A 25,353-nucleotide genomic window follows, 5' to 3' on the forward strand; every position below is an offset into this window, starting at 1 on the left:
GGAGCAGGTCAACCGCATGGTCCGGGTGCGCCGCGACCTGGCCGCCGCGCTGGGCCGCGAGCCGTCCATCGCGCAGATCGCGGTCGCCCTGGAGATCCCGGAATACCAGGTCATCGAGCTCATCTCGTACGACCGCGAGCCGGTCAGCCTGGACCAGGCCGTCGGCGAGGACGGCGAGAGCGCGCTGGGCGACTTCGTCGCCGCGGTCGACCCGCGCGGTGACGCCGCCGACGCGCTGGCCCAGGGTCAGCTGCGCGACGAGGTCGAGATCGTGCTGTCGACGCTGTCGACCCGCGAGCAGGCCGTGATCCGGCTCCGCTTCGGCCTGGACGACGGCCGCCAGCGCACGCTGGACGAGGTCGGCAAGGAGTTCGGCCTGTCCCGCGAGCGCATCCGGCAGATCGAGAAGACCACGCTGCTGAAGCTGCGCAGCGGCGAGCGCGCCGAGCGCCTCTCGGTGTACGCCGCCTGACGCTTCTCCGAGCAGCTCAGCGCACAGCCCCGGCCGGTAGGTCGGGGCTGTGCCGCGTCCGGGTCCCGCGACGGCTCAACCTTTTCCGGCTGTCGGGTGTTCGTGCGGGTGGACACACGAGGGGAGACCGGCCCGATGCCCGACGACGACTTCGAGGCGTTCGTGGAGCAGCGCTACAGCGCGCTGTTATGCACGGCGTACCTGCTGTGTGGTTCCCGCGATCGGGCGGAGGACCTGCTGCAGAGCGCGCTCGCCGCGGCGCTGCCGAAGTGGCGGCGGATGGACCACCCCGAGGCGTACCTGCGCCGGGTCATGGTGAATCAGCTGGCCAACGTCTGGCGGCGGCCGATCCGGGAGATCGTGACCGCGGTGCTGCCGGACCGGCCGGGGCACGATCCGGCGATCGAGGACCGCGACGAGCTGTGGACGGCGCTGCGCCGCCTGCCGGTGCGGATGCGCGCGGTGCTGGTGCTGCGGTACTGGGAGGACCGGTCGGAGCAGGAGACCGCGCAGATCCTGGGGGTGAGCGTGGGCACGGTGAAGAGCCACGCCTCGCGTGGCCTGGACCGGTTGCGTGAGCTGGTCCCCGCCCCGTCGATGACCGCTGCGAACGGGGAGAACTGACATGATCGACGAACTTCGCGCCACCCTGGACCGGCACGCCGACGACGTCAGGCCGCGGCCCGAGCCGTACGCCCGGGTGGTTCGGCTGCGCCGGCGACGCCGGCAGCAGCGGGTGACCGTCCTGGCCGTCGTCTTCGTGCTGCTGGTGACCACGCCGACCATCTGGCTGCTGACCCCGCCGGGGGACGGACCGCACCAGCCCGCCGCGTCCGTGCCGGCCGCGCTGCTGCCCCTGCTGAGGTCTCCCACCAGGGGCAGCCTCGCCGGTGACGCGGCGTTCCTGGAGGTGATGCGGCGGCGCACCGCGGCCGAGGTCGGCTCGGTGCGCGGCAACCCGGGCGACGGGCCGTACATGCCCACCGACCCGGACCGCATCAAGGTGCTGTTCGCCGGGGACATCGGCTCGCGGCGCTACGTGCTCACCGCGGGCATGGACGGGTGGCCGCTCAAGGCGGCGTTCCTCGGCGACCCGGGTGAGGGGCCGGAGGAGCTGTACCAGACCGGCTCCGGATCGCTGGAGGCCGCCGAGGAGACCAGCTTCGGCACGGGCGACGGGGTGCACCCGGAGGAGAGCTTCCTGCTGCTCGGACCGGTCGGAGCGGTGTACGAGGAGGGACAGGCGCAGTGGTCGTCCACCGGCGTGACCCGGACCTGGCACCCGGTCGAGGTCCCCGACGGCTACTACGCCGTGGTGGAGGTCACCCGGAGCCAGCGGCTGCGGGTGCGGCTCGGGGACACGGTGCTGCGCGAGGTCCAGACCTACCCGGCTGATCCGGGCGCGGCGGTGGGACTCGACCCGAAGCCGTACGGCGGGCGGGGCACGGCCTTCCCCGACGTGGCGGAGCAGGTCGGCAGTTCGCTGCTCAGGCTGACCCAGCTCGCGGGCACCGGTGCGACGCTGCGGGTGCTGTGGAGCTCGCAGGTGCCCGCGCCCGGCGCGGCCGGCGCGACGGGGCGCGCGGCGACCGTCCAGGTGGTGACGACTGACGGGGGTGGGCCGTACTTCACCGGGATCGCCGACGCGGACGGCAACTGGCGGGACCACCCGACCGGTTCCGGCTTCGCCGCCGGGCCGGAGCAGGCGCTGATCGTGATGCGCCTGCCCAGTTACGCGGCCGAGGACAACCAGCGGCTGCAGATCATCGCGCCACCGGCGGCGGTGCGGGCGGAACTGGTGCGGGACGGACAGGTCGAGGAGGTCCCCCTGACCAAGGGGGCCGGGTGGTGGACCGAGGCGGGCAAGGTGACGGCGACCGTGCGGGCGTACGACGCCGCGGGCAACCTGCTGGCCACGGCCGAGTTCACCGACCTGCTGCCCCCGCAGTGCGACCGCCTCAACCCGCCGACCTGCCAGGCGCCCGAACCCGCGCCGTCCACTCCGGACGCGATCGGACCGACGGGCTGACCGGCCGGACCGGCGCCGCACGGGGAGCGCCGGCCGGCCGGATCCGGCGACGTCACCGCCGGCCCCGCATAAGCGCTGCTCAGCTGGCGGCAGAGGTTAGGAAGGGCACCTTCCACTACGCATGGCGAGTGGAAGGTGCCCTTCCTTATCGCAGTTGGCGGGGGCCGGTGTCGGGGCGGGGGGTGGAGGTGGCGAGTTCGCCCAGGGCGTGCAGGACGGAGACGCCGGCCGGGTGCACCAGGATCGGGTTGAAGACGAGGTGGCGCAGGCGGGCGGTGTCGGCGGCGAGCTGTCCGATGCGTACCAGGAGCGCGGCCAGCGCGTCGGCGTCGGCGGCGGCCAGCAGCGGCGCGGCCTTCGGGGCGCGGACCAGCGCCGCGGCGTCGGTGTCGGTGAGCGGGGCGGCCCGCCAGGCGCGGTCGCCGACGAGTTCGGTGACCGGGCCGGCCAGGCCGAACCCGACGACGGGCCCGAACGCCGGGTCGTCGACGACCTCGACCACGCAGGCGATCCCGGGCGCGACCATCGGCTGCACCAGCACCTCGACTCCCGCGCCGAACAGCTGCTCCAGGTCGGAGTAGGCGCGCCGGGCCTCGTCCCGGCCACCCAGGTTGAGGCGCACCGCGCCGAGGTCGATGCGGTTGGGCCGGTCGGCCACCTTCAGCGCCACCGCGGCCCCGTAGCCGCGTGCGGCGGCGGCGACCTGCTCGGCTCCGGCCGCGCGGGTGCTCGGCACGACGGGGATGCCGTACGAGTCCAGCAGCGTGTCCAGGTCGGGTGCGGCCGGGTCGGCCCCGGGCGGCGCGGGCGGCAGCGTGCCCGCGGGCGCGCGCAGCCAGGCGGCGCGCCGGGTCACCTGCGCGAGCGCCCGTACCGCCTCCTCGATCGAGCGGTAGGACGGCACCCCCGCGGGGCCCTGCCCGGCGAGGAAGCTCGCCAGCACCGGCTTGTCCGCGTCCCGCACGGCGTCGGCCAGCGCGTCGGCGTACGGGCCCAGCAGCGCCGTCTCCGCGCTCTGGTCGGCGGCCAGCGGGCCGGTCGGCAGCGGCGGCGCGACCACCACGACCACCGCGTCGGTGTCGTCGCTGTGCAGGGCGGCGTGCACGGCGGCGGCGAACTCGTCCGGCTTGGCGGCCGGGCCGACCGCGCCGGAGCGGCCGACGCGCAGCCCGGCGGCCCGGATCTCGGCCGAGGCCAGCGCCGCCAGCGCGAACGCGTTGCTGACCACCCCGATCCGGTCGCCGGCCGGCAGCGGCTGGGCCGCCAGCAGCGTCGCCACGTCGAAGAGCTCGCCGACGGTGCCGACCTCGATCACGCCGGAGTGCGCCCGCAGCGCCTGCATAGCGGCCTCGTCCAGGGTGGACCCGCCGTGGCCGGTGTGCCCGGCCAGCATCACGATCGGCTTGTGCCGCCCGACGGCGCGGGCGATCCGGGCGAACTTGCGCGGGTTGCCGAACGACTCCAGGTACATCGCGACGACGTCGGTGTGCGGGTCCTCGGCCCAGAACTGCAGCAGGTCGTTGCCGGACACGTCGGCCCGGCGGCCCGCGCTGACGAAGCCGCTCATGCCCAGCCCGCGCCGCTCGGCCTCGGCCAGCAGCAGCAGGCCCAGCGTCCCGGAGTGGCAGAACAGGCTCACCCGGCCGGGCGTGGGCAGCCGCGGCACGAGCGTCGCGTTCAGGCTCACCGCATGGTCGGCGATGCCGAGGCTGCCCGGCCCGATCACGCGCATCCCCGCGACGCGCGCGGCACGGACCAGGTCACGCCGCTGCGCCGGGTCCATCTCGGTGAGCACCAGCAGCCCGTGCACGCCTGCTGCGGCCGCGTCGGCCAGCACCTCGGGCAGCGCGGCGGGCGGCGTCGCCACGACCGCGAGATCGATCCCGGAAACGCCCGGCGTCTCTCCCCCGCGGCCCAGGCCGGACCCCGGCTCCCCGGGACGGGACGGGCCGCCGATCGGCGCGGGCCTACGCGGATCAGGCGCACCGGCCGCGGTCACCGGGGCGCCGCCACCGCCGGCAGGCGGCGCGGGCGGGGGCGGCGGGCTCAGGTCGGCGAGCGAGCGCGTTCCGTCCGGGTGCACGTGGTGCACCGGACCCGCGAACCCGCCCGCGCGAAGGTGGGCCAGCACCGCCGCGCCGACGCCGTGCCCCGACGCGCTCGCGCCGTAGACGGCGACGGCTCGCGGGCGCAGCAGGCGGGCCACCGAGCGGGCCTCGGTGCGCTGCTCGCGGTCTGCCTGCACGGCGCGGGAGCGTTCGGTGGGCGCGACCGGGAAGGTCAGCGTCACCACGCCGTCGGCGTAACGGCGGGTCACCTCGTACCCGGCGTCGGTGAAGACGCGCAGCATGGCGCCGTTCTCCGGGAGCACCTCGGCGACGAACCGGGTGATGCCCGCCTCGGCGGCCGCGGCGGCCAGGTGCTCCAGCAGCACCGAACCGACGCCCCGGCCCTGGTAGGCGTCCTCGACCACGAACGCGACCTCGGCGTCGACGGCCTGCTCGCCGAGCCGCTCGTAGCGGCCGACCGCGACCAGCCGGTCGCCCGCGGCGACCACGAACGCCTCCCGGTCGGTGTGGTCGACGTTGACGAACCGGTGCAGGTCCCGGGCGGGAATCCGGGGGTACGGCGAGAAGTAGCGCAGGTAGCGGGTGCGCTCGGAGAAGCGCGAGTGCATCGCCACCACGGCGTCGCCGTCGTCCGGCGTGATCTGCCGCAGGTGGACCGTGGTGCCGTCGGACAGCAGCACATCCGCGCCGGTCACGGCTCAGTCCCGGGGATCGTGCGGGTCGAGCCCGTGCAGCGGGAAGACCGCCTTGCGCGCCGCCATGATCGCGCGATCGAGCTGGTCGCCCTCGGCTTCGGGCTGCCACGGGGTGTACGCGGTGTCGCCGCCGTCGGTGAGCGTGCTCGGCACCGCCCGCCCCGGCACCCGGCGCGCGGCGAACTCCCGCCACGACTCCGGCAGCACGGTGGCCGGATCCAGCGGCTCGCCGGTGACCATCGCGAGCAGGTGCGTCCAGGCCCGCGGCACCACCTCGACCAGGGCGTACCCGCCCCCGCCGGTGGCCACCAGCCGCCCCTCGCAGACCTCGTCGGCGAGCGCGCGCACGGCCAGCTGCGCCGCCCGCTGCCCGTCGACGGTCAGCCGCAGGTTCGCCAGCGGGTCGAGCCGGTGCGTGTCCGCGCCCGCCTGCAGCACGATCAGCTGCGGCCGGAAGGCGCGCACCACCGACGGCACCACGGCGTGGAACGCGCGCAGCCAGCCCCGGTCGCCGGTGCCCGGCGGCAGCGGCACGTTGACCGCGGTGCCCTCGGCCTGCGGGCCGCCGGTCTCCTCGACGTAGCCGGTGCCGGGGAACAGGGTCAGCGGGCCCTCGTGCAGGCTCACCGTGAGCACGCGCGGGTCGTCGTAGAAGATCTCCTGCACGCCGTCGCCGTGGTGCACGTCGACGTCGATGTACGCGATCCGCTCCGCGCCCTGGGCGAGCAGGTCGGCGATGGCGACGGCGGGGTCGTCGTACACGCAGAACCCGGCCGCGCGGGCGGGCATCGCGTGGTGCAGGCCGCCCGCCACGTTGACCGCGCGCCGGGTCCGGCCCGACCACACGGCCCGCGCCGCGGCCAGGGTCGCGCCGCAGACCAGCGCCGACGACTCGTGCATGTGGTCGAAGACCGGGTTGTCCGGGGTGTTGAGGCCGTACCCGCGGAAGAACGGGTCGTCGGGCGCGGCCCGGACCGCGTCCAGATAGTCCCGGCGGTGCACGCGCAGCAGCTCGGCCTCGGTGGCCGGCTCCGGCGCGACCAGCTCGACGCCCGGCCGGTCGAGCACGCCCAGCTCCCGGGCCAGCGCCATGGTCAGCTCGACCCGCACCGGGTTCAGCGGATGGTCGCCCAGGTCGTAGCCCAGCAGCGCGTCACTCCACACCACCGTCGCAGTGGGGACCTGGCTGCTCATCCGCGGCCGACCGGCCGGGACGGGTCGGTGATCCAGTGGCTCCAGGAGCCGACGTACAGCGCGGCGTCGGTGCGGCCCGCGGCGTGCAGGGCGAGCACGGTGTGCGCGGCGGTCACCCCGGAGCCGCAGTACGCCCCGACCGGCGCGTCACCCAGGTCCGCGAACACCTCGGGCAGGTCGGCGCGCAGGGTGCCGTCGGCGTTGACCAGCTCGCCGTAGGGCAGGTTGCGGGCGCCCGGCACGTGCCCGGCGACGGCGTCGATCGGCTCGGTCTCGCCCCGGAAGCGCGGCGCGACCCGCGCGTCCAGCAGCACCCCGTCGGCGGCGAGCGCCGCGGCGCCGGCCGCGTCCAGCACCGGCATGCCGCCGGGCAGCACGGTCACGTCGCCTCGGACGACCTCGACCGGTTTGTCGGTCACCTCGCCGCCCGCGGCGGACCAGGCGGCGAAGCCGCCGTCGAGCACCCGCACGTCGGCGTGCCCGGCCCAGCGCAGCGTCCACCAGGCCCGCGCGGCGGCCATGCCGTCACCGGCGTCGTAGACCACGACCGGCCGGCCCTCGCGTACGCCCGCGGCGCGCAGCGCGCCCTCCAGCGCCTCGGGATGCGGGAGCGGATGGCGGCCACCCGCTCCGGGCGGCCCGCACAGGTCGCGGTCCAGGTCGACGAATACCGCTCCGGGCAGGTGGCCGACCTCGTAGTCGTCGCGGCCGGGCGGGCCGGACAGCCGCCACCGCACGTCCAGCACGGTCGTGGGCTGCCCCGAGCGGAGCCGGCCGGCCAGCTCCGCCACAGTGATCAGTGGTGTACGCACATGAGCCAGTCAACACCATGGGCGCGCTGTGTCGTACCGCACTGTCCCACCCGGCTGCGAGACTTCGCGCCGAGCGGTTCGCGGCCGGTTCGTCGGAGATGGACGAGGCGCTCGCGACAACGACGGCGGTCGGTGCGACACTGCTGAAACCCGCCCAGAAGGTGGAGTGGGGCGGCTATTCGGGCGACTTCGCCGATCCGGACGCACCTGTCGGGGAGGTGGCATACGACCCGATCCGGCCGCTCGACGAGGCAGACCTGCGCGAACCGCCATGAGCGGCGCGGCCGCAGGTTGATCAACCGATAGACGCCGACGGGTGTCGCTGCGGTGACACGCAATAGAATCGCAGCCAGCGACTTGGAGAGGACCCGTTCATGTCCGACCTCATTGACACCACCGAGATGTACCTGCGCACGATCCTCGAGCTCGAGGAGGAGGGCGTGCCGCCGCTGCGCGCCCGCATCGCCGAGCGCCTGCACCAGAGCGGCCCGACGGTCAGCCAGACCGTGGCCCGCATGGAGCGCGACGGGCTGCTGACCGTCGTGGAGACCGACCGCCACCTGCAGCTGTCCGAGGCCGGGCGGGCGCACGCGGTCGCCGTCATGCGCAAGCACCGCCTCGCCGAGCTGCTCCTGGTCAACGTGATCGGCATGCCCTACGAGGAGGCCCACGAAGAGGCCTGCCGCTGGGAGCACGTGATGAGCGACGCCGTCGAGAAGCGGGTCTACGACCTGCTCAACCGGCCGACCCGCTCGCCGTACGGCAACCCCATCCCGGGCCTGGACGCCCTGGACATCAAGCCCCGCGACACCGAGGGCGGCGACACCCCCGAGCGCAACCTGGCCTTCCCCGGGCTCACCGGCCAGGTCGTGGTGCGCCGGATCTGCGAGAGCGTGCAGACCGACTCGGAGGTGCTGCGCCAGCTGCACGCCGCCGGCGTCGACCCGGGCGCGACGGTCACCGTCGCCCAGGAGCGCGACGGCGTCTCCATCGACCACGGCGGCGAACCCGTTCGCCTGCCCCGCGAGGTCGCCTCCCGGGTGTTCGTCACCAGCCGCTGACAGTGAAACAGGCTCCACCTGCCGTTCTGGGCGGCTGGTGGAGCCTGTTCTCGTATCCGCCTCAGACGCCCGCGCGGTCGATGTCCTTGGCGAGCTCGACGACGCCGGGCAGCAGGGCCGCGGCGTCGCCGCCCTCGGGCAGGGTCACCTTCAGCACCAGCAGGCGGGCGTTGCCGGCGAGCCAGCCCACCTCCGCGTACGGGCCACGGCCCTTGGCGGCGGGCTTGAGCTGCGAGTAGGCGACCTTGCCCAGCGCCGGCACGGCCTTCGCGCCGTCGGGCAGCATCGCGTCCTTGAACACGGCGACGTCGGCCTTGGTCGGGCTCACCGACAGGCTGAGCTCCGGCAGCGCCGCCTCGGTCGGCCGGGCCACGCACGTGTTGGTCTTCTGGTGGTTGGCCGCGCCGGCGACCGCCATCCGCACACCCAGCCGCTGCTCGATGCGGGCGGAGTCCAGCAGCAGGCACGCGCCGGTCGGCGCGGGCGGGCTGGGCGACACGACCCGGGGCGCCTGCGTCGAGGGCGGCTCGTGCGCCGACGCCCCCGCGCCGGAGCAGCCCGCCAGCAGCGTTCCACTCGCCATCAGCGCCATCACCCTCGTCCGCACCGGACCAAACTAGCCGCTGCCGGGGTACGCCGAAAGTCCGCTCACGTTCAGGTGGCGTGCCTAGCCTGGTCCCATGACGGGAAAAGTGGTGCATTTCGAGCTTCCGGCCGACGACATCGAGCGGGCTCGCGCCTTCTACACCGACGCCTTCGGCTGGCAGCTCGACGCCATGCCGGAGTTCGACTACATCTGGGCGCGCACCGTGGCCACCGACGACCGGGGCAACCCGGCCGAGCCGGGGGCGATCAACGGCGGCATGACCCGGCGCGAGGCGCCGGTCACCGGGCCGGTCATCACGATCGAGGTCGAGGACGTCGACACCGCGCTCGCCAAGATCGTCGCGTGTGGCGGCCGGGTGCTCCAGGAACGCCAGGCCGTGGGCACGACGGGCTTCACCGCGTACATCGCCGACACCGAGGGCAACACCGTCGGGCTGTGGCAGAACGCGTGACGGGGGCGGGACCCGCCCACCCCCGTCTCCGCGAACCGGTCAGCCCACCTGCTCGATCTGGCTGCGGACCTGGATGAACTCGGCCTTGACCTCGTTCACGGTCTTGAAGTACCAGACCACCATGCCCAGGCTGCCCTTGTCGCCCCAGGCGCAGACCACCAGCGGCACGGACTCGGTCTTGGCGCTGCCGCACTTGGCCTCGCCACCCAGCGGACCCGGGTCCACCGGGACGATGCCGGTCGCGACCACACCCGACGTGCCCATGCCGGCGAACGCCGCGTCGACCTCCTGGCCGGGATCGGTGATACGCGCCGAAGCGGCGAAGATCATCACCAGGTCCTGCTTCGCCTGGTCGCCGTAGAAGGCCGCCACCGCGCCCGTCGCCGACGGCAACGAGGCCTCGAAGCTGCTCTTCATGGTGTCGGTGACCGTCTCCAGCTGCGGGTCGGTCGACTTCGGCCGCCCGGCGAGCGTCGCGGGCGCAATCACGGTGATCTCCTTGGCCGCGGCCTGCGCGCTGGCCGAGGCGAGCACGCCCTCGACCTCCTGCTCAAGCTGGTCGGCGGTGTCCTTGAGCAGGTACCACGTGCCGAGGCTGCCGCCACAGCAGAGCAGGAGCACGCCGAGCGTGATGCCGATCCACAGGCCCGCCCGCGACTTCTTCGGGGCCGGCGGCACCGGGTAGCCGGGCTGCGCGGGATAACCCGGCTGCACCGGGTAACCCGGCTGGGCGGCGAATCCCGGCTGCTGGGGATAGCCGGGCTGGGCGGGGTAACCGGGCTGCTGGGGGTAGCCGGGCTGCTGGTCCGGAGACGGGGGCGGATACGACATGGGGGCTCCTGGCACTCGAGGGTCAGCGCATCGTATCGGCGTACCCCGTCATCCCGGGCCTGCCGTGTCCGGGTCCGGACTGCCGGTGCGAACCCGTGCCCCGGGGAGAAGATGGGGGCATGACCGCCAAGCGACGCATCGGCAGCAACGGACCCGAGGTGAGCGCCATCGGCCTCGGCTGCATGGGCATGAGCTTCGCCTACGGGCAGCGCGACGACGAGGGCTCGGCCGCGACGCTGCGGCGCGCCCTGGACATCGGGGTGACCCACTTCGACACCGCCGACATGTACGGCTTCGGCCACAACGAGGAACTGATCGGGCGCACCATCGGCGACCGGCGCGACGAGTACGTCCTGGCCACCAAGTTCGCCAACCGCGGCGAGCTGGACGCGCAGGGCAACCTGGTCCGGCGCTGGGTCGACTCGTCGCCGCAGTGGGCCCGCGAGGCGCTGGAGGACTCGCTGCGCCGCCTGCGCACCGACCGCATCGACCTGTACTACATGCACCGGCGCAGCCCCGACGTGCCGATCGAGGACACCGTCGCGGCCATGGCCGACTTCGTCAAGCAGGGCAAGGTGCGCTTCATCGGCCTGTCCGAGGTCAGCCCCGCGACGCTGCGGGCCGCGCACGCCGTGTTCCCGATCACCGCGGTGCAGATGGAGTACTCCCTGTTCACCCGGTTCGTCGAGGACGAGATGCTGGCGACCTGCCGCGAGCTCGGGGTGGGCCTGGTGGCGTACTCCCCCGTCGGCCGCGGGTGGCTCACCGGCAAGATCACTTCCCCGGCCGACCTGGCCGCCGACGACTTCCGGCGCACCGTGCCGCGTTTCGCCGAGGAGAACTTCGCCCACAACATGGCCCTGGTGCAGGCCGTCCGCGAGGTCGCCGACGAACTCGGCGCGACCCCCGCCCAGGCGGCCCTGGCCTGGCTGCTCGCCCAGGGCGACGACGTCCTCCCGATCCCGGGCACCAAACGCGTGCCCTACCTGGAGGAGAACACGGCCGCCGCCGACCTGGTCCTGACCCCCGACCAGCTCCACCGCCTCACCCAGGCCGTCCCACCCGGCGCGGTGGCCGGCGAACGCTACGCCCCCGCCGGCATGTCCACCGTCAACCAGTGACCAAAGGAAGGGCACCTTCACATCGCTCCGCGATGTGAAGGTGCCCTTCTGACACCGATCAGGTCGTGAGCAGGGCCGGGCTAACCCGTACGGGCCAGCCCGGCGACCGCCGCCAGCATCAGCGCCGCCCCGGCGGCCGCCACCGGGGTGATCCGCTCCCCCAGCAGCCCGACCGCGATCAGCACTCCCGCCACCGGCTCGACCAGGGTCACCACGGCTGTCACCGTCGCCGGGACCGCCGCCACCCCGGCGAAGAACAGCCGGTACGCCAGCGCCGTCGGCACCGCCCCGAGGTACAGCAGCCAGCCCACCGTCCCGGCGAGCCCGCCTGCCGACACGTCGGCTGGACCGCCCGCCGCCGGCAGCAGCCCCTCCACCAGCGCGATGGGCAGCACACAGCACGCCGCCACCGCGAACGAGCCGACCGTGGCCCCGGACAGGTCGCCCCCGGCCCGGCGCGAGTAGATCGTCACCACGGCGTACCCGGCAGCCGAGAGCAGCCCGAACCCCACCCCCAGCACCGGCGCGGACCCGGCCTGCACGCCGCCTCCCACCAGTAGCACCAGCCCCGCCAGCCCCACCGCCACCGCGGCGACGCGACCAGCGCTCAGCGCCTCGCCGAGCGCCCAGCGCGCCGCGAGCGCGATCACCACGGGGCAGGCCCCGAGCGTGACCACGGTGCCGACGGCCAGCCCCGCGTACGCGATCGAGCCGTAGTAGGCCGTCTGGTACACCGCCAGCCCGGCCCCGAGCACCAGCGCGTCCCGCCGGCGCGCGCCGAACCGCTCACCGAGGGCCAGGTGCAGCCCGGCCAGCACGGCGATGCCGAGCACCAGCCGCCAGAAGGACACCGCGACGGGCCCGAGGCCGCTGGTGCGGTAGAGGACCGCGGCGACCGCGCCGCCGGTGCCCCAGGCGGTCGCCGCGACCGCCACGTAGAACATGCCGCGCCCGTACGACGCGGTCCGGCCCGCGCGCGACGGCGCGAGCCCTGTGCTGGACTCCATCTCTTCCTGTCTCCACTGCTCGATGGCCGACGATGCCGCGTACGCGGACGGGCCACCGGACGTGCGGCGAGTGCCGTCACGTCAGTGGTGCGACGCCGTCCGCCTCAGGCGACCGGCGGGGAGATGATCGAGCGAGCCATGGGCGCGATGCTATCCGGGGAATGCGCGGCGCATCCAGGGAGTTGTCCGATGCGTGGGAATCCTGGAGGAGTACGAGCGCGGAAGGCTGTTCTTCGACTACGGCGACTACATCACGGCTGCCCAGATCCTGGGACCGGTGGTGGACGAAGCCCCGGACGACGTGGCGCCCCGGCTGCTGCTGGCGCGTGCCTACTACCACTCGGCCCAGCTGCACCGGGCCGAGGAGCAGCTGCGCCGGGTGCTCGACCACGACCCCGCGGAGCACTACGCCCACCTCATGCTGGGCCGCTGCCTGCAGCGGCAGAGCCGCCACGACGAGGCCCGGCCGCACCTGCGCATCGCCGACGCCATGGGCATCGGCGGCACGACCGCCTGAGGCCGCTCGACCGGCGCCGGGGCCGGACCTCGTTGCCCTGTCCGGCCCCGGACCCGCGTTCACCGTGCCGGCGTCCGGGGCGCGCCACGGGCAGGGTCACTCGTGGTCGTAGAACTCGACCGTGATGCCGCTGCGCCGGACGGTCACCGTGGCGTGGTCGCCGAACGCCTCCAGCAGCACATCGCCGAACCCGCCGCCCCGGACGGCGTCGGCGAGCGCCCGCACCCGCTCGTAACGCTGCTCGTCGTCGCCCTCATACGGCAGTTCGGTCCGCGGGTAGGAGCCCCGATCGGACAGGCAGCGGCCGCCCAGCGTCGGGTGCCTGTCGGCGTACTCGCCGACCGCCAGGTCGCGCCAGTCGTCGTCCGCGTCGTCCTCGGTCGTCCGCGCCCAGAACGACTCCGCGCTGAACACGCACGCCTCGCCGTCGTTGAAGTACGGCGTGTACTGCTGCCAGCCGAACTCCACGATCGCCTCGTCGTCGAGCACCGCGGTCAGGATCGGTCTCAGCTCCGACAGCGGGCGCTGCGGCACCCGGTCACCGGCCGTGATCTCGCCTTCGACGGGAATGCCCAGGAAACTCGTGTGGCTCAACGGTGGTCCTCTCCCAACAGTGTCGACAACGGCACCTCTTTGCGCTGCGCACCCGACATCCACGGCTTGATCGCCATACCCGCGATGTAGTCGGCGGGCGAGGGCAGCCAGCCCAGGTCCTCCAGGATGTGCCGCTCGGCGATCAGCCGCACCGGGATGCGCTTGCGCCCCACCTGCAGCGTGTCGCCGAAGATGCGCTGGCACAGGTAGACGCCCGCGGTGTGGTGGTACATCGAGCGGTGCCGGACGTCGCCGATGATCTGCTTCGAGGAGTCGATGAACTCCTCGATGGCCAGGTAGTCCTCCGGCTCACCACCCCACTTGCGGGCCGCGGACTGCGCATGGTGCCACGAATTCATGGCGCGAAGGTTAGGCAGCTCCCCCGACAATTCATGATCGGTGCCAGGATGGCCTGATGGCGGGAGACAACGCGATACGCAGACTGGACCTCGGCTACTTCATCCGGCCCGCCGAGGAGGCCGGCGGTCCACACCCGAGGGTCGAGGCGGTGCTGGCGTACCTGGTGGACGGCGCGGACGGGCTGATCCTGTTCGACACCGGCCTCGGCCACGGCGACGACGAGACCGAGGCCCACTACCGGCCGGTCCGCCGCCCGCTGCCGCAGGCGCTGGCAGACCATGGCGTACGCCTCGACGACATCGCCCTGGTCGTCAACTGCCACCTGCACTTCGACCACTGCGGCGGCAACCCGCTGCTGCCCGGCCGCCCCGTGTTCACCCAGCGCACCGAGCTGGCGACCGCGCGGGCCGGTAACTACACCTTCGACCACCTGGTCGACTTCCCCGGCGTCGACTACCGGGAACTCGACGGCGAGGCCGAGATCAGCCCCGGAGTGTGGATCATCCCGACGCCCGGCCACACGGCCGGACATCAGAGCCTGGTGGTACGCGGCCCCGACGGCGTCGCCACCGTGCTCGCCGGGCAGGCCTACGACCTGGCCACCGACTTCAGCTGCGCCCAACTCGCCCGCCGGGCCACCGCCGACGGGGCGGCCGCCCCGCTACCGCCGTACCACCCGTGGCTCGACCACCTCGCCACCCTCGACCCGCAGCGCGTCCTCTTCGCCCACGACGCCGCGGTCTGGCACGCCTGACTCAGGAGCCTTCGGTCCAGTAGCGGTTCAGCCGCGCCACGGCCTCCTCCTTGGTCATCCCGGCGACCACCGGCTCGGCCAGGCCCACCCGATTGATCAGCAGGTAGACGAGGTCGGCCGGCAGCGCCTCGGCAGGCACCTCGGGCTCGCCCCGATCCGGTTTGATCCCGTCCTGAACGCAGCGCCTGAACTCGACCTCGGCGACGTCGAGCTGATCACGCAGGATGTGGCTCCAGATGCCCGGCCCGTGGGTGGTCCGATCGACGGGGTGCGAGATCCTGGTCCGCAGGATGCGACCGTCCTTGAGGTGGAGTTCGTAGGTGACGTGGTGGGTTCCGGTCCGGCCCCGCGCGTCGCGCACCCGATTCCAATCCTCCACGTGGCAGAAGGTCTCGTGCGCCTGCCTGGTCGGCTGAGGCCAGCTCATCGACCGGCCCCGACGAGCCAGTCCCGCAACTGCTCGTCATCGCTGAGGCTCACCAACTGCACCAGTCCCCAGTTGCCGGCGTGGTTGGGTGCGTCCAGCAGATGGTCCTGCCAGTCCTCCGCGTACTCGCGCAGCGCGAGGACCATCTCGTCCAGCGCCTCGTCGAAGGTCGCACCGTCGGCTGCCACCGGCAATCCCGGGATGAACACCGACCAGCCGCCGTTCTCGGCGACGACCTGCGCCTGCGAGGGGCTGACCACCGAGAGGAAGTGCCGGAGCCGTTCCCGGTCCACGAAGGCAGTCGTCCTGCTGTCGCGCCGCACCGTGGCGACCCGGCCTCGCTCGGCAGCATCGAGCAGGTCCTTCAGGTGCGTACGAGCATCCGTGTAGCTGTCGTAGTGAACGGCCGACATGGCGTCCCCCTGTTCTGTCCTCCTCCAGCCTGCCCGGGACCCTAAGTACGTCAAGTACTCAACGTACTTAGGTCGGCCCGCTCTCTGTCGCAAAGACAGAAGAGGGGCCGGGCGGCAGTGCCACCCGGCCCCTCTTCTGTCGTGACGGTGTCAGCTGCAGCCGCTGGTCGAGCCGCAGCCCTCGCAGACGTAGCAGCTGCCCGCGGGGCGCATCTTGGTGCCGCAGGTGTAGCACAGCGGCGCGTCCGAGACGCGGCCCGTGATGGACTCCAGCACCTCGGTCGAGGAGCCGATCCGGGTCGGCGCGGCGACCGGGACCACCGCGGACGTCACCGGGGCGGCGGTGGCCGCCGGCGGCACGTACTCCGTGCCCTCCTCCTCGGCCCGCAGCCGCGCGGCGCGCTCGGCGGCGGTGAAGACGCCCAGCTCGGCCCGCTGCTCGTAGGGCAGGAAGTCGAGGGCGAGGCGGCGGAAGATGTAGTCCATCACCGAGTTCGACAGGCGGATGTCCGGGTCGTCGGTCATGCCGGCGGGCTCGAACTTCATGTTCATGAACTTCTCGACGTACGTCTGCAGCGGCACGCCGTACTGCAGCGCGACGGAGACGGCGATCGAGAACGCGTCCATGACACCGGCCAGGGTCGAGCCCTGCTTGCCCAGCTTGAGGAAGACCTCACCGAGGCCGTCGTCGGGGTACGACGACGCGGTCAGGTAGCCCTCGGCCTCGCCGACGGTGAAGGAGACCGTCTGCGACGGGCGCTTCTTCGGCAGGCGCTTGCGCACCGGGCGGTACTCGATGACCTTCTCCACCACCGGGGCGGAGACGGGGGCGACGGCCGTGGCAGCCGGGGCCTCCTTCTTCGCGACCGACAGCGGCTGGCCGACCTTGCAGTTGTCCCGGTAGATGGCCAGGGCCTTGAGGCCCAGCCGCCATCCGTCGAAGTACATCTGCTCGACCTCTTCGACCGTCGCCGACTCCGGCATGTTGACGGTCTTGCTGATCGCGCCGGAGATGAACGGCTGCACCGCGGCCATCATCAGCACGTGGCCCATGGGCGCGATGGAGCGCTCGCCCATCGCGCAGTCGAAGACCGCGTAGTGCTCCGGCTTGAGGCCGGGGGCGTCGACGACGTGGCCGTGCTCGGCGATGTACTCGGTGATCGCCTCGACCTGCTCCTCCTGGTAGCCCAGGTTGCGCAGGGCGCGCGGCACGGTCTGGTTGACGATCTGCATCGAGCCGCCGCCGACCAGCTTCTTGAACTTGACCAGCGCCAGGTCCGGCTCCACGCCGGTGGTGTCGCAGTCCATCATGAAGCCGATGGTGCCGGTGGGGGCGAGCACGCTGGCCTGGGAGTTGCGCCAGCCCTGCTTCTCACCGAGGGTGTTGCCGGCCTTCCACTGCTTCTGCGCCTCCTTGGCCACCAGGGTCGCGACCGCACCCACGGGCTTGATGGCGTCCGCGGCGGCGGCGTGCTTGCGCATGACCCGCTGGTGCGGGGTGGCGTTGCGGGCGTAGCCGTCGTACGCGCCGACGACGCCGGCCAGCTCGGCCGAGCGCCGGTACGCGACACCGGTCATCAGCGCGGTGATCGCGGCGGACAGCTGGCGGCCGCCCTCGGAGTCGTACGGCAGGCCCGACGCCATGAGCAGCGCGCCCAGGTTGGCGTAGCCGATGCCGAGCTGCCGGTAGGCCCGGGTGTTCTCGGTGATCTTCTGGGTCGGGAAGTCCGCGAAGCAGATGGAGATGTCCATCGCGGTGATCACGAACTCGACCGACTTCGTGAACCGCGCGACGTCGAACGAGCCGTCCGCGCCGAGGAACTTGAGCAGGTTCAGCGAGGCCAGGTTGCAGGACGTGTCGTCCAGGTGCAGGTACTCCGAGCACGGGTTGCTGGCCGTGATGCGGCCGGTCTCCGAGCAGGTGTGCCAGTCGTTGATGGTGTCGTCGTACTGGATGCCGGGGTCGGCGCAGGCCCAGGCGGCCTCGGCCATCTTGCGGAACAGGCCCTTGGCGTCGACGGTGTCGATGACCCGGCCGTCGAGGCGGCCCAGCAGGTCGAAGCCCTTGCCCTCCTCGACCGCGGTCATGAACTCGTCGGAGACGCGCACCGAGTTGTTGGCGTTCTGGTACTGCACGCTGACGATGTCGCGGCCGCCCAGGTCCATGTCGAAGCCGGCGTCGCGCAGCGCGCGGATCTTGTCCTCCTCGCGCGCCTTGGTCGCGATGAACTCCTCGATGTCCGGGTGGTCCACGTCGAGGATGACCATCTTGGCCGCGCGGCGGGTGGCGCCGCCGGACTTGATGGTGCCGGCCGAGGCGTCGGCGCCGCGCATGAAGCTGACCGGGCCGGACGCGGTGCCGCCCGAGGAGAGCAGCTCCTTGCTGGCGCGGATGCGGGAGAGGTTGACGCCGGAACCGGAGCCGCCCTTGAAGATCAGGCCCTCTTCCTTGTACCAGTCCATGATGGAGTCGACCGAGTCGTCCACGGACAGGATGAAGCAGGCGCTGACCTGCTGCGGGCTGGCGGTGCCCACGTTGAACCAGACCGGCGAGTTGAAGCTGAACACCTGGTGCACCAGCATCCAGACCAGCTCGTGCTCGAACAGCTCCGCGTCGGCGGGGGTGGCGAAGTAGCCGTGCTGCTCACCGGCGGCCCGGTAGGTCTTGGCGACCCGGTCCACCAGCTGCTTGAGGCTCCACTCCCGCTCGGGGGTGTCGACCGCGCCGCGGAAGTACTTCGTCGTCACGATGTTCGTCGCGTTGACGCTCCAGAAGTCGGGGAACTCGACCCCCCGCTGCTCGAAGTTGATCGAGCCGTCGCGCCAGTTCGTCATGACGACGTCCCGGCGTTCCCAGGTGATCTCGTCGTACGGGTGCACGCCCTCGGTCGTCCACACCCGCTCGATCTTCAGACCTCCGGCGTTCGCCCGCGTGCGCTTCGCGCTCGCCGTGGCGTTCTCCCCCATCGTCAGCCCCCTCAAGGTTCTCTTTTAACAACAAACAAACTGCACGTTCTGATGCCGAGCGTCAGCCCGCGACCTGACCGGCGGGCAGCCCGCTGTCGGCCTCGTCGGAGGCGGGTTCGGCTGCCTCTTGCCCAGCCGCCCGGGTTTTAACCGCGGCCCGCAGGGCCTCGATCTCCCGGATGAAGTCCTCGGCGGACTGGAAGTCCTGGTACACGCTGGCGAAGCGCAGGTAGGCGACCTCGTCCAGGTCGCGCAGCGGCCCGAGGATGGCCAGCCCGACCTCGCCGCTCGGCACCTCCGCCGCCCCCCGCGCGCGGACCGCCTCCTCCACCCGCTGCGCCAGCAGCGCGATGGCGTCCTCGTCGACCGGGCGGCCCTGGCAGGCCTTGCGCACGCCGCCCATGATCTTCGAGCGGCTGAACGGCTCGGTCACCCCGCTGCGCTTGACCACGGCCAGCACCGACTCCTCGACCGTGGTGAACCGCTTGCCACATTCGGGGCAGTGCCGGCGGCGGCGGATGAGCTGGCCGTCGTCGGCCTCCCGGGAGTCCACCACGCGGGAGTCCGGGTGCCTGCAGTACGGGCATCGCATCGCTGTCACCTCCCACGTCGTCGTCACTCTCCGGTGGCGTCCGGCCCGCATTCCGGGCACGCCACCGCTGACGTCCGCGTCGTCGCGGGCGCCCGGGGGTGGGTGCGGATGCGGGGGTACGGCCGTACCCCCAGTTGGGGCTCTTACCCCAATCTATGGGCGGTCGGCTCGGTGCCACCACAAGATGTTGGGGTTGAACCTATGCCCCAACCGACGCGTAGGCAAGTTGAAACGCGCTTGCGAGTGGCGTGTCGCGGACAACAACACGTACCGTCACCCACTCGTGAAACATGCGTGACACCGTCGACAGAGTCGTACAGATGTTTGAAACTGACATCATGTCGCATTAGTGTGTCCGGTGAGAGTCGCCGCCACTGTCACTATCCACCGGAGGTCCGACATGTCCCCGACCGAGCGAGCGTCCCGGCCCGGCCGGCCGCCCGCGGCGCCTGCCGGCGCGGGGCCTGTGCGCGCGGTCGCCGCGACCAGCGCCTCCCCCGCGGACCTGCAGTCGGCCGACCTGAGCAGCCGCCAGAAGCGCATCCTCGCGGTCATCCGCGAGTGGGTGGAGCAGCACGGCTACCCGCCGACCGTGCGCGAGATCGGCGAGGCCGTCGGCCTGGTCTCCCCGTCCTCGGTCGCCTACCAGCTCAAGGAGCTGGAGCGGAAGGGCTTCCTGCGCCGCGACCCGTCGCGCCCGCGCGCGGTGGACGTGCGCACCCCGGCCGACGCCGACGACGAGGCCGCGCTGGCCGCCCGGCCGACGCCGGTCTACGTGCCGCTGCTCGGCCGCATCGCCGCCGGTGGGCCGATCCTGGCCGAGGAGTCGATCGAGGAGGTGCTGCCGCTGCCGCGCGAACTGGTCGGCCAGGGCACCCTCTTCTCGCTCCAGGTCAAGGGCGACTCGATGATCGAGGCCGCGATCTGCGACGGCGACTGGGTCGTGGTGCGCCAGCAGCCCAACGCCGAGAACGGCGACATCGTCGCCGCGATGATCGACGGCGAGGCCACGGTCAAGGTCTACCGGCTGCGGGAAGGGCACGTGCAGCTGATGCCGCGCAACCCGGCCTACGACCCGATCCCGGGCGACGCCGCGGTCATCCTCGGCAAGGTCGTCTTCGTGATGCGCCGCGTCTGAACCTGACGGCAAAAGCGGCCCGCCCCCGACGGGGACGGGCCGCTTTTCCGTTCACGCGTCAGCGGTACTGCTCGTAGCCCTGCTGGCTGGGGTAGCCGCCGTCGGGCTGGTAGTACGCGGGCTCCGACTGGTAGGCGCCGTCGTGCACCTGGCCGCCGCCGTACTGCTGACCCTGGTACTGCTGGTGCCCGCCGTACTGCTGGCCGCCGTACTGCTGCCCGTAGCCCGGCTGGGGCTGGTTGCCGTAGCCCTGGTTGCCGTAGCCCTGCTGGCCGCCGTCGTAGCCTTGGCCGCCACCGTACTGCTGGCCGCCGTACTGCTGGCCGTAACCCTGGTCGTAGCCGCCGCCCTGGCCGTACTGCTGGCCGCCGTACTGCTGCCCGTAGCCCTGGTCGTAACCGCCGCCCTGGTCGGCGTAGTAGCCGGACTGGTAGCCGCCCGCGCCGACGCCGACCGGCGCGAGCATCGTGGTGGCCGAGTTGTCCGCCGGCTCGAAGTCGTCGTCGACGTCGCCGCCCTTGCGGCCCTTGCGCTTGCGGCCCTTGATCACGCCGACCACGCCGAGCACGACCAGCAGCACGCCGAACACGCCGACCCCGGACAGCGCGATGTACAGCTGGCCGATGTCGTCGAAGAGGTTGAGGTACCAGGCCTTGCCCGCCGCCTCGGGGCCCTTCTCCGGGGCCGCCTCGACGAACTCCTCCACCGACGGGGTGTAGCTCAGCAGCGAGGGCTTCTGCGCGGCCGCGGTCGCGGTCTTGGTCTGCTCGGTCTCGGAGACGGTGACGAACTTGCCGTCGGCCGTGTAGGTGATGGCCTCGCCGAAGGGCTCCTCCGGCAGGTGCGTGACCCGCGGCTTCTCCTTGGTCAGCGCGCCGGCGATGTCGTTGCCCTTGATGTCCCACTCGAACGCGTCGGCGTACGTGCGCAGCACGACCTTGGTGCCGTCGGCGTTCTTGGCCGCGCCGGTCACCTGGCGGCGGCCCAGGCCGCCCATCGGGTTCGCGGTCGTGGTCCGGGGCAGGGTGAGCGAGCCCAGTTCCTTCATCGGCGTGGGGTTACCGCCCGCGACCAGGTCACCGGTGGGCGCGAAGAGGTAGGTCTTGCCCTCCGCGGCGGTGAAGTCCCAGTCCTTGGTGACGATGATCGGCTTGCCCTCGCTGTCGATGATCAGCGCCTCGGCGTCGAACTTCTTCGCCGGGTACGACATCCGGTACGGGCCGGTCATCTTGCCGCCGGCGAACTTCCACAGCGCGATGCGGGTGCGTTCGTGGGTGACGGTGAAGTCATCGGGGTTGATCCGGGAATCACCGGTATCGGCGACCCAGATCGCACCGTCGGGGCCGACTGCGACGTCCTCGGGATCGAGAGCGCCGTCACCCGTGTACTTGTACGAGTTCGTCACCTTGCAGGCGGAGTTGAGCTTGAACAGCTTCATGTTCGACTTGACGTCGTTGCTGTCGTTGATCGCGTAGTACGAACTACCCACCGCGACCAGGCCGGACAGCTCGGTCAGCCCCGGGGTGTTCGTTGACGGGCCCGTGACGGTGCAGACCTTCTTGCCAGGCACGGCCTTCTCCTCAGCCGCCGCACCGCTCGGAGCCGGGCTGGGCTCGGCCCCTACGGGGGCGCCGAGCAGCCCGACTCCAAGCGCGGCCGCGAAGGTGGCCGCACCTGCCTTCACCAGGATTCCCGTTAACCGCATTCGGACAGTCTGCCACGAGTTGCCGGTGTCCTGTGTCACGCGCTCCAGGTGGTCACATCGGGCACATGTGTAGTCACCCAACGCAACCGTCCGCACATCGCGAAAGTGAATGTCAGCGTCTAGTGTCCATTTTGCGGCCTTGGCGGTCCACGGAACGGCTGACACCATCCGTCCGAACGACAGGAACATCCTCTTTTCGGGTGACGACCTGGCCGACGACACGGGGAGAACTTTGCCGAGGCGCCTTATTCCGCCTGCCCTCCGGTCGAAGGACCGACCACTGGGCTTCTGGTGTCACGTCCGTCACATCGACTGCCGCCACACAGGCGTCCTTGAGGTCTCGTCGCTCACGGCTCGACGCGGAGGGGTGGATGCGCGACACGTCGCGCATCCACCCCAGCGATCACTCAGACAGCCACTGACTATCGTCAATCCGATACGGCACCAGCTCAGCAGCCAGCTCCCGGTCAACGCGAACCCTCAGCTGGGTTCCGGCGGCGGTGTGTCCCGACGCCAGCACCTCACCCCTGCGGTGGACCTTCGCCACCAGGTCGCCCCGGTCGTACGGGACGCACGCGACGATCTCCACCGCCGGCACCGGAAGCTTCGACTCGATGATGTCGCGCAGCTCCTCGATGCCCTGCCCGGACCGGGCCGACACGAACACCGCGTCGGGCCACTCCCGCTTGAGCCGCAGCAGCGTCTCCTGCGGGGCGGCGTCGGCCTTGTTGACCACCAGCAGCTCGGGCAGCCGGTCCGCGCCGACCTCGGCCAGCACCTCGCGCACCGCCCGCACCTGCTCCTCGGGGTCCGGATGGGCCCCGTCGACCACGTGCACCACCAGGTCGGCGTCGGCGACCTCCTCCAGCGTGGAGCGGAACGCCTCGACCAGCTGGTGCGGCAGGTGCCGCACGAAACCGACCGTGTCCGACAGGGTGTACACCCGGCCGTCGCGCGCCTCGGTGCGGCGGGTCGCCGTGTCCAGGGTCGCGAACAGCGCGTCCTCGACCAGCACCCCGGCTCCGGTGAGCCGGTTGAGCAGGCTGGACTTGCCCGCGTTGGTGTATCCGGCGATGGCCACCGACGGCACCGTGTTGCGGCGCCGGCCGGCCCGCTTGGTGTCACGGATGACGCTCATCGCGGTGATCTCCCGCTTGAGCTTGGCGATCCGGGTGCGGATGCGCCTGCGGTCGGTCTCCAGCTTCGTCTCACCGGGACCGCGCAGACCCACGCCGCCGCCCGCGCCGCCGCCGCGACCGGAACCACCGGTCTGCCGCGACAGGGCCTCGCCCCAGCCTCGCAGGCGCGGCACCAGGTACTGCAGCTGCGCCAGCTCGACCTGGGCCTTGCCCTCCTTGCTCTTGGCGTGCTGGGCGAAGATGTCCAGGATCAGCGCGGTCCGGTCGACCACCTTGACCTTGATCTTCTGCTCCAGGTTGCGCAGCTGGCTCGGGGACAGCTCGCCGTCGCAGATCACGGTGTCCGCGCCGGTCGACTCCACCGCCGCCCGCAGCTCGTCGACCTTGCCTCGGCCGATGAACGTCGCGGCGTCAGGCTGGCTGCGCCGCTGGATCAGGCCTTCGAGCACCTGCGAGCCGGCGGTCTCCGCGAGCGCGGCGAGCTCCGCGAGGGAGTTCTCCGCGTCCACGACGGTGCCGGAGGTCCAGACGCCCACCAGCACCACCCGCTCCAGCCGCAGCTGCCGGTATTCGACCTCGGTGACGTCGGCGAGCTCGGTGGAGAGTCCCGCCACCCGGCGCAGCGAATGCCGCTCCGAGAGTTCAAGGTCACCGGTGGTCTCTTCGGCCACCAGGATGTCGGGGAAAGTAGGCAAATCTGCTCCTTCGTCTCTCGATCTGTCGGCTTCAAGGTTGGCACGGAAGTACCCGGAGCGCACCTGTGTTACCCGTGCCAGCGCGGCGAACGTTGTCAGCGGTTACTGGAGGGTTCAGCGGGCGGTGGTGGGGCCGCGCCCACGGAGTGGGAAAATGGGGCGACTGACTTCACGAAAGGCGACATCGTGCCCACTACGCGTCTGCCCAGCGCCGGATACTCCATCACCGTACGCGTGGCGGTGATCGCCGACTCCTCGGCGATCGGCCGGCTCACCATGGCCGTCGGCGAGGCGGGCGCCATCGTCACCGCGGTCGACGTGGTCGACTCCGACCACCTGCGCGTGGTGGCCGACGTCACCTGCGACACGGCCGACAGCGCGCACGCCGACCAGGTCGTCAAGGCGCTGGAGTCGATGGAGGGCGTGGAGGTCCGCAAGGTCTCCGACCGCACGTTCCTGCTGCACCTCGGCGGCAAGATCGAGGTCACCTCGAAGGTCAACCTGAAGACGCGTGACGAGCTGTCCCGGGCGTACACCCCGGGGGTGGCCCGGGTCTGCCAGGCCATCGCCGACAACCCCGAGGACGCGCGCCGCCTGACCATCAAGCGCAACACCGTCGCGGTCGTCACCGACGGCTCGGCCGTGCTCGGCCTGGGCAACCTCGGCCCGGCCGCCGCGCTGCCCGTCATGGAGGGCAAGGCGGCCCTGTTCAAGCGCTTCGGCGGGGTCGACGCGTGGCCGGTGTGCCTGGACACCCAGGACACCGAGGAGATCATCAAGATCGTCAAGGCGATCGCCCCGGTGTACGGCGGCATCAACCTCGAGGACATCGCCGCGCCGCGCTGCTTCGAGATCGAGGCCCGGCTGCGCGACCTGCTCGACATCCCGGTCTTCCACGACGACCAGCACGGCACCGCGATCTGCGTGCTGGCCGCGCTCACCAACGCGCTGCGCGTGGTCGGCAAGAAGCTCGCCGACGTCAAGGTCGTCGTCTCGGGCGCCGGCGCGGCCGGGACCGCGATCATGAAACTGCTGCTGCGGCAGGGCGTCGGCGACGTCATCGCGTACGACCGCCGCGGCGCGCTGCACCGCGACATGGCCAACCTCGGCCCGAACTGGCAGTGGCTGGTCGAGCACACCAACAAGGACGGCTACTCCGGCGACCTGCCCGGCGCGATCGTCGGCGCGGACGTGTTCATCGGCGTCAGCGCGCCCAACCTGCTGACCGGCGACGACATCGCCCGGATGGCCCCGAACGCGATCGTGTTCGCGCTGGCCAACCCCGACCCGGAGGTCGACCCCCGCGAGGCCCGCAAGCACGCCGCGGTCGTCGCCACCGGCCGCTCCGACCAGCCCAACCAGATCAACAACGTGCTGGCCTTCCCCGGCGTCTTCCGTGGCATGCTCGACGCCCAGGCCAAGGAGTTCACCGAGGAGATGGCCCTGGCCGCCGCCATGGCGATCGCCGACGTCGTCGGCGAGGAGAAGCTCAACCCGAGCGTCATCGTCCCCAGCGTCTTCGACGCCCGCGTCGCCCCCGCTGTCGCCGCCGCCGTCCGCGCCGTCGCCCAGCAGTCCAGCACCTCCTCGGTCCTCGACTCCGACCCCACCCCCATCCCGGAGGCGTAACCGGGTCCCGCCCCGCACCAAGGTCATCCGACTTGCCTGGCACCTGTGCGTATCTTGACGCGCCTTTCGCCCAG

General features: G+C 72.1%; 25 protein-coding genes. 11 read left to right on the plus strand and 14 right to left on the minus strand.

Annotated features, from left to right (window positions below):
• From Cco03nite_RS38125 to Cco03nite_RS38135, 3 genes are all read left to right on the plus strand, one after another.
• On the plus strand, positions 1-472 hold a 472-nt coding region (locus Cco03nite_RS38125; RefSeq protein WP_275412109.1), incomplete at its 5' end, for a sigma-70 domain-containing protein.
• 135 nt (positions 473-607) lie between these two features.
• Positions 608-1,096, plus strand: coding sequence for a SigE family RNA polymerase sigma factor (locus tag Cco03nite_RS38130; RefSeq protein WP_203698904.1), 489 nt, complete (start codon positions 608-610; stop codon positions 1,094-1,096).
• A 1-nt stretch (position 1,097) separates the two neighbouring features.
• Positions 1,098-2,501 (plus strand): hypothetical protein, encoded by a 1,404-nt coding sequence (locus Cco03nite_RS38135; RefSeq protein ID WP_203698905.1) that lies wholly within the window; start codon positions 1,098-1,100, stop codon positions 2,499-2,501.
• A gap of 145 nt (positions 2,502-2,646) precedes the next feature.
• Here the strand turns inward: Cco03nite_RS38135 and Cco03nite_RS38140 are convergent, their stop codons facing one another.
• From Cco03nite_RS38140 to Cco03nite_RS38150, 3 genes are read right to left on the minus strand one after another with little or no spacing between them, the layout of a single operon-like run.
• Entirely contained in the window at positions 2,647-5,265 is a 2,619-nt protein-coding gene (locus tag Cco03nite_RS38140; protein ID WP_203698906.1) for a GNAT family N-acetyltransferase, read from the minus strand.
• 3 nt (positions 5,266-5,268) lie between these two features.
• Positions 5,269-6,459: an acetoin utilization protein AcuC gene (locus Cco03nite_RS38145; RefSeq protein WP_203698907.1), complete on the minus strand. Its 1,191-nt coding sequence runs from the start codon at positions 6,457-6,459 to the stop codon at positions 5,269-5,271.
• A complete protein-coding gene (locus Cco03nite_RS38150; RefSeq protein ID WP_203698927.1) occupies positions 6,456-7,280 on the minus strand; it encodes a sulfurtransferase in 825 nt (274 codons plus the stop codon). Before Cco03nite_RS38150 ends, Cco03nite_RS38145 begins: the two co-directional genes overlap by 4 nt.
• 89 nt (positions 7,281-7,369) lie before the next feature.
• Here Cco03nite_RS38150 and Cco03nite_RS38155 point away from each other — a divergent pair, with 89 nt between their 5' ends.
• Positions 7,370-7,546, plus strand: a complete 177-nt coding sequence (locus tag Cco03nite_RS38155; protein WP_203698908.1) for a VOC family protein — start codon at positions 7,370-7,372, stop codon at positions 7,544-7,546.
• Between the two features lie 99 nt (positions 7,547-7,645).
• Complete coding sequence (locus Cco03nite_RS38160; RefSeq protein WP_203698909.1) at positions 7,646-8,332, plus strand: iron-dependent transcriptional repressor DtxR; 687 nt, start codon at positions 7,646-7,648, stop codon at positions 8,330-8,332.
• A gap of 61 nt (positions 8,333-8,393) precedes the next feature.
• Here the strand turns inward: Cco03nite_RS38160 and Cco03nite_RS38165 are convergent, their stop codons facing one another.
• Positions 8,394-8,939: a hypothetical protein gene (locus Cco03nite_RS38165; protein ID WP_203698910.1), complete on the minus strand. Its 546-nt coding sequence runs from the start codon at positions 8,937-8,939 to the stop codon at positions 8,394-8,396.
• 73 nt (positions 8,940-9,012) lie between these two features.
• Here Cco03nite_RS38165 and Cco03nite_RS38170 point away from each other — a divergent pair, with 73 nt between their 5' ends.
• Positions 9,013-9,390 carry a VOC family protein gene (locus Cco03nite_RS38170; RefSeq protein WP_203698911.1) on the plus strand — a complete coding sequence of 126 codons (378 nt, stop codon included), beginning with the start codon at positions 9,013-9,015 and terminating at the stop codon, positions 9,388-9,390.
• A gap of 39 nt (positions 9,391-9,429) precedes the next feature.
• Here Cco03nite_RS38170 and Cco03nite_RS38175 read toward each other — a convergent pair whose 3' ends face one another.
• Positions 9,430-10,221 carry a hypothetical protein gene (locus tag Cco03nite_RS38175; RefSeq protein ID WP_203698912.1) on the minus strand — a complete coding sequence of 264 codons (792 nt, stop codon included), beginning with the start codon at positions 10,219-10,221 and terminating at the stop codon, positions 9,430-9,432.
• 119 nt (positions 10,222-10,340) lie between these two features.
• Here Cco03nite_RS38175 and Cco03nite_RS38180 point away from each other — a divergent pair, with 119 nt between their 5' ends.
• A complete protein-coding gene (locus tag Cco03nite_RS38180) occupies positions 10,341-11,342 on the plus strand; it encodes an aldo/keto reductase (RefSeq protein ID WP_203698913.1) in 1,002 nt (333 codons plus the stop codon).
• Positions 11,343-11,422: 80 nt separating this feature from the next.
• Here the strand turns inward: Cco03nite_RS38180 and Cco03nite_RS38185 are convergent, their stop codons facing one another.
• Positions 11,423-12,349 carry a DMT family transporter gene (locus Cco03nite_RS38185; protein WP_203698914.1) on the minus strand — a complete coding sequence of 309 codons (927 nt, stop codon included), beginning with the start codon at positions 12,347-12,349 and terminating at the stop codon, positions 11,423-11,425.
• Positions 12,350-12,542: 193 nt separating this feature from the next.
• Between Cco03nite_RS38185 and Cco03nite_RS38190 the strand changes: the two genes are divergently transcribed.
• On the plus strand, positions 12,543-12,866 hold the full coding sequence (locus tag Cco03nite_RS38190) for a tetratricopeptide repeat protein (RefSeq protein WP_203698915.1): 324 nt from the start codon (positions 12,543-12,545) through the stop codon (positions 12,864-12,866).
• Between the two features lie 96 nt (positions 12,867-12,962).
• Here Cco03nite_RS38190 and Cco03nite_RS38195 read toward each other — a convergent pair whose 3' ends face one another.
• On the minus strand, positions 12,963-13,460 hold the full coding sequence (locus tag Cco03nite_RS38195) for a hypothetical protein (protein ID WP_203698916.1): 498 nt from the start codon (positions 13,458-13,460) through the stop codon (positions 12,963-12,965).
• A complete protein-coding gene (locus Cco03nite_RS38200; RefSeq protein ID WP_203698917.1) occupies positions 13,457-13,819 on the minus strand; it encodes a DUF6915 family protein in 363 nt (120 codons plus the stop codon). Before Cco03nite_RS38200 ends, Cco03nite_RS38195 begins: the two co-directional genes overlap by 4 nt.
• A 56-nt stretch (positions 13,820-13,875) precedes the next feature.
• Here Cco03nite_RS38200 and Cco03nite_RS38205 point away from each other — a divergent pair, with 56 nt between their 5' ends.
• A complete protein-coding gene (locus Cco03nite_RS38205; protein WP_203698918.1) occupies positions 13,876-14,574 on the plus strand; it encodes an N-acyl homoserine lactonase family protein in 699 nt (232 codons plus the stop codon).
• A 1-nt stretch (position 14,575) separates the two neighbouring features.
• Here the strand turns inward: Cco03nite_RS38205 and Cco03nite_RS38210 are convergent, their stop codons facing one another.
• From Cco03nite_RS38210 to nrdR, 4 genes are all read right to left on the minus strand, one after another.
• Entirely contained in the window at positions 14,576-14,953 is a 378-nt protein-coding gene (locus tag Cco03nite_RS38210; protein WP_203698919.1) for a hypothetical protein, read from the minus strand.
• A gap of 44 nt (positions 14,954-14,997) precedes the next feature.
• Positions 14,998-15,414: a type II toxin-antitoxin system HicB family antitoxin gene (locus Cco03nite_RS38215; protein WP_203698920.1), complete on the minus strand. Its 417-nt coding sequence runs from the start codon at positions 15,412-15,414 to the stop codon at positions 14,998-15,000.
• 150 nt (positions 15,415-15,564) lie between these two features.
• Positions 15,565-18,381: a vitamin B12-dependent ribonucleotide reductase gene (locus Cco03nite_RS38220; RefSeq protein WP_203698921.1), complete on the minus strand. Its 2,817-nt coding sequence runs from the start codon at positions 18,379-18,381 to the stop codon at positions 15,565-15,567.
• Positions 18,382-18,442: 61 nt separating this feature from the next.
• On the minus strand, positions 18,443-18,973 hold the full coding sequence (gene nrdR, locus Cco03nite_RS38225; protein ID WP_203698922.1) for a transcriptional regulator NrdR: 531 nt from the start codon (positions 18,971-18,973) through the stop codon (positions 18,443-18,445).
• A 400-nt stretch (positions 18,974-19,373) separates the two neighbouring features.
• Here nrdR and lexA point away from each other — a divergent pair, with 400 nt between their 5' ends.
• Positions 19,374-20,111: a transcriptional repressor LexA gene (gene lexA, locus Cco03nite_RS38230; protein WP_203698923.1), complete on the plus strand. Its 738-nt coding sequence runs from the start codon at positions 19,374-19,376 to the stop codon at positions 20,109-20,111.
• Positions 20,112-20,169: 58 nt separating this feature from the next.
• Here lexA and Cco03nite_RS38235 read toward each other — a convergent pair whose 3' ends face one another.
• On the minus strand, positions 20,170-21,681 hold the full coding sequence (locus Cco03nite_RS38235) for an NHL repeat-containing protein (RefSeq protein WP_203698924.1): 1,512 nt from the start codon (positions 21,679-21,681) through the stop codon (positions 20,170-20,172).
• A 538-nt stretch (positions 21,682-22,219) separates the two neighbouring features.
• Complete coding sequence (gene hflX, locus Cco03nite_RS38240) at positions 22,220-23,650, minus strand: GTPase HflX (RefSeq protein WP_239167995.1); 1,431 nt, start codon at positions 23,648-23,650, stop codon at positions 22,220-22,222.
• A 186-nt stretch (positions 23,651-23,836) separates the two neighbouring features.
• Between hflX and Cco03nite_RS38245 the strand changes: the two genes are divergently transcribed.
• Positions 23,837-25,279 carry an NAD-dependent malic enzyme gene (locus Cco03nite_RS38245; RefSeq protein WP_203698926.1) on the plus strand — a complete coding sequence of 481 codons (1,443 nt, stop codon included), beginning with the start codon at positions 23,837-23,839 and terminating at the stop codon, positions 25,277-25,279.
• Positions 25,280-25,353: the final 74 nt, after the last annotated feature.

Origin of the sequence: Catellatospora coxensis (assembly GCF_016862635.1) — a bacterium.
GTDB classification, from domain to species: domain Bacteria; phylum Actinomycetota; class Actinomycetes; order Mycobacteriales; family Micromonosporaceae; genus Catellatospora; species Catellatospora coxensis.

What these genes read in the sequence shown, in the direction of transcription:
- Cco03nite_RS38145 (WP_203698907.1), bottom strand. Translation starts at nt 6,459, where the DNA reads ATGAGCAGCCAGGTCCCCACTGCGACGGTGGTGTGGAGTGACGCGCTG.
- Cco03nite_RS38155 (WP_203698908.1), top strand. Translation starts at nt 7,370, where the DNA reads ATGGACGAGGCGCTCGCGACAACGACGGCGGTCGGTGCGACACTGCTG.
- Cco03nite_RS38200 (WP_203698917.1), bottom strand. Translation starts at nt 13,819, where the DNA reads ATGAATTCGTGGCACCATGCGCAGTCCGCGGCCCGCAAGTGGGGTGGT.
- Cco03nite_RS38175 (WP_203698912.1), bottom strand. Translation starts at nt 10,221, where the DNA reads ATGTCGTATCCGCCCCCGTCTCCGGACCAGCAGCCCGGCTACCCCCAG.
- Cco03nite_RS38220 (WP_203698921.1), bottom strand. Translation starts at nt 18,381, where the DNA reads ATGGGGGAGAACGCCACGGCGAGCGCGAAGCGCACGCGGGCGAACGCC.
- Cco03nite_RS38170 (WP_203698911.1), top strand. Translation starts at nt 9,013, where the DNA reads ATGACGGGAAAAGTGGTGCATTTCGAGCTTCCGGCCGACGACATCGAG.
- Cco03nite_RS38160 (WP_203698909.1), top strand. Translation starts at nt 7,646, where the DNA reads ATGTCCGACCTCATTGACACCACCGAGATGTACCTGCGCACGATCCTC.
- nrdR (WP_203698922.1), bottom strand. Translation starts at nt 18,973, where the DNA reads ATGCGATGCCCGTACTGCAGGCACCCGGACTCCCGCGTGGTGGACTCC.
- Cco03nite_RS38205 (WP_203698918.1), top strand. Translation starts at nt 13,876, where the DNA reads ATGGCGGGAGACAACGCGATACGCAGACTGGACCTCGGCTACTTCATC.
- Cco03nite_RS38135 (WP_203698905.1), top strand. Translation starts at nt 1,098, where the DNA reads ATGATCGACGAACTTCGCGCCACCCTGGACCGGCACGCCGACGACGTC.
- Cco03nite_RS38180 (WP_203698913.1), top strand. Translation starts at nt 10,341, where the DNA reads ATGACCGCCAAGCGACGCATCGGCAGCAACGGACCCGAGGTGAGCGCC.
- lexA (WP_203698923.1), top strand. Translation starts at nt 19,374, where the DNA reads ATGTCCCCGACCGAGCGAGCGTCCCGGCCCGGCCGGCCGCCCGCGGCG.
- Cco03nite_RS38130 (WP_203698904.1), top strand. Translation starts at nt 608, where the DNA reads ATGCCCGACGACGACTTCGAGGCGTTCGTGGAGCAGCGCTACAGCGCG.
- Cco03nite_RS38185 (WP_203698914.1), bottom strand. Translation starts at nt 12,349, where the DNA reads ATGGAGTCCAGCACAGGGCTCGCGCCGTCGCGCGCGGGCCGGACCGCG.
- Cco03nite_RS38215 (WP_203698920.1), bottom strand. Translation starts at nt 15,414, where the DNA reads ATGTCGGCCGTTCACTACGACAGCTACACGGATGCTCGTACGCACCTG.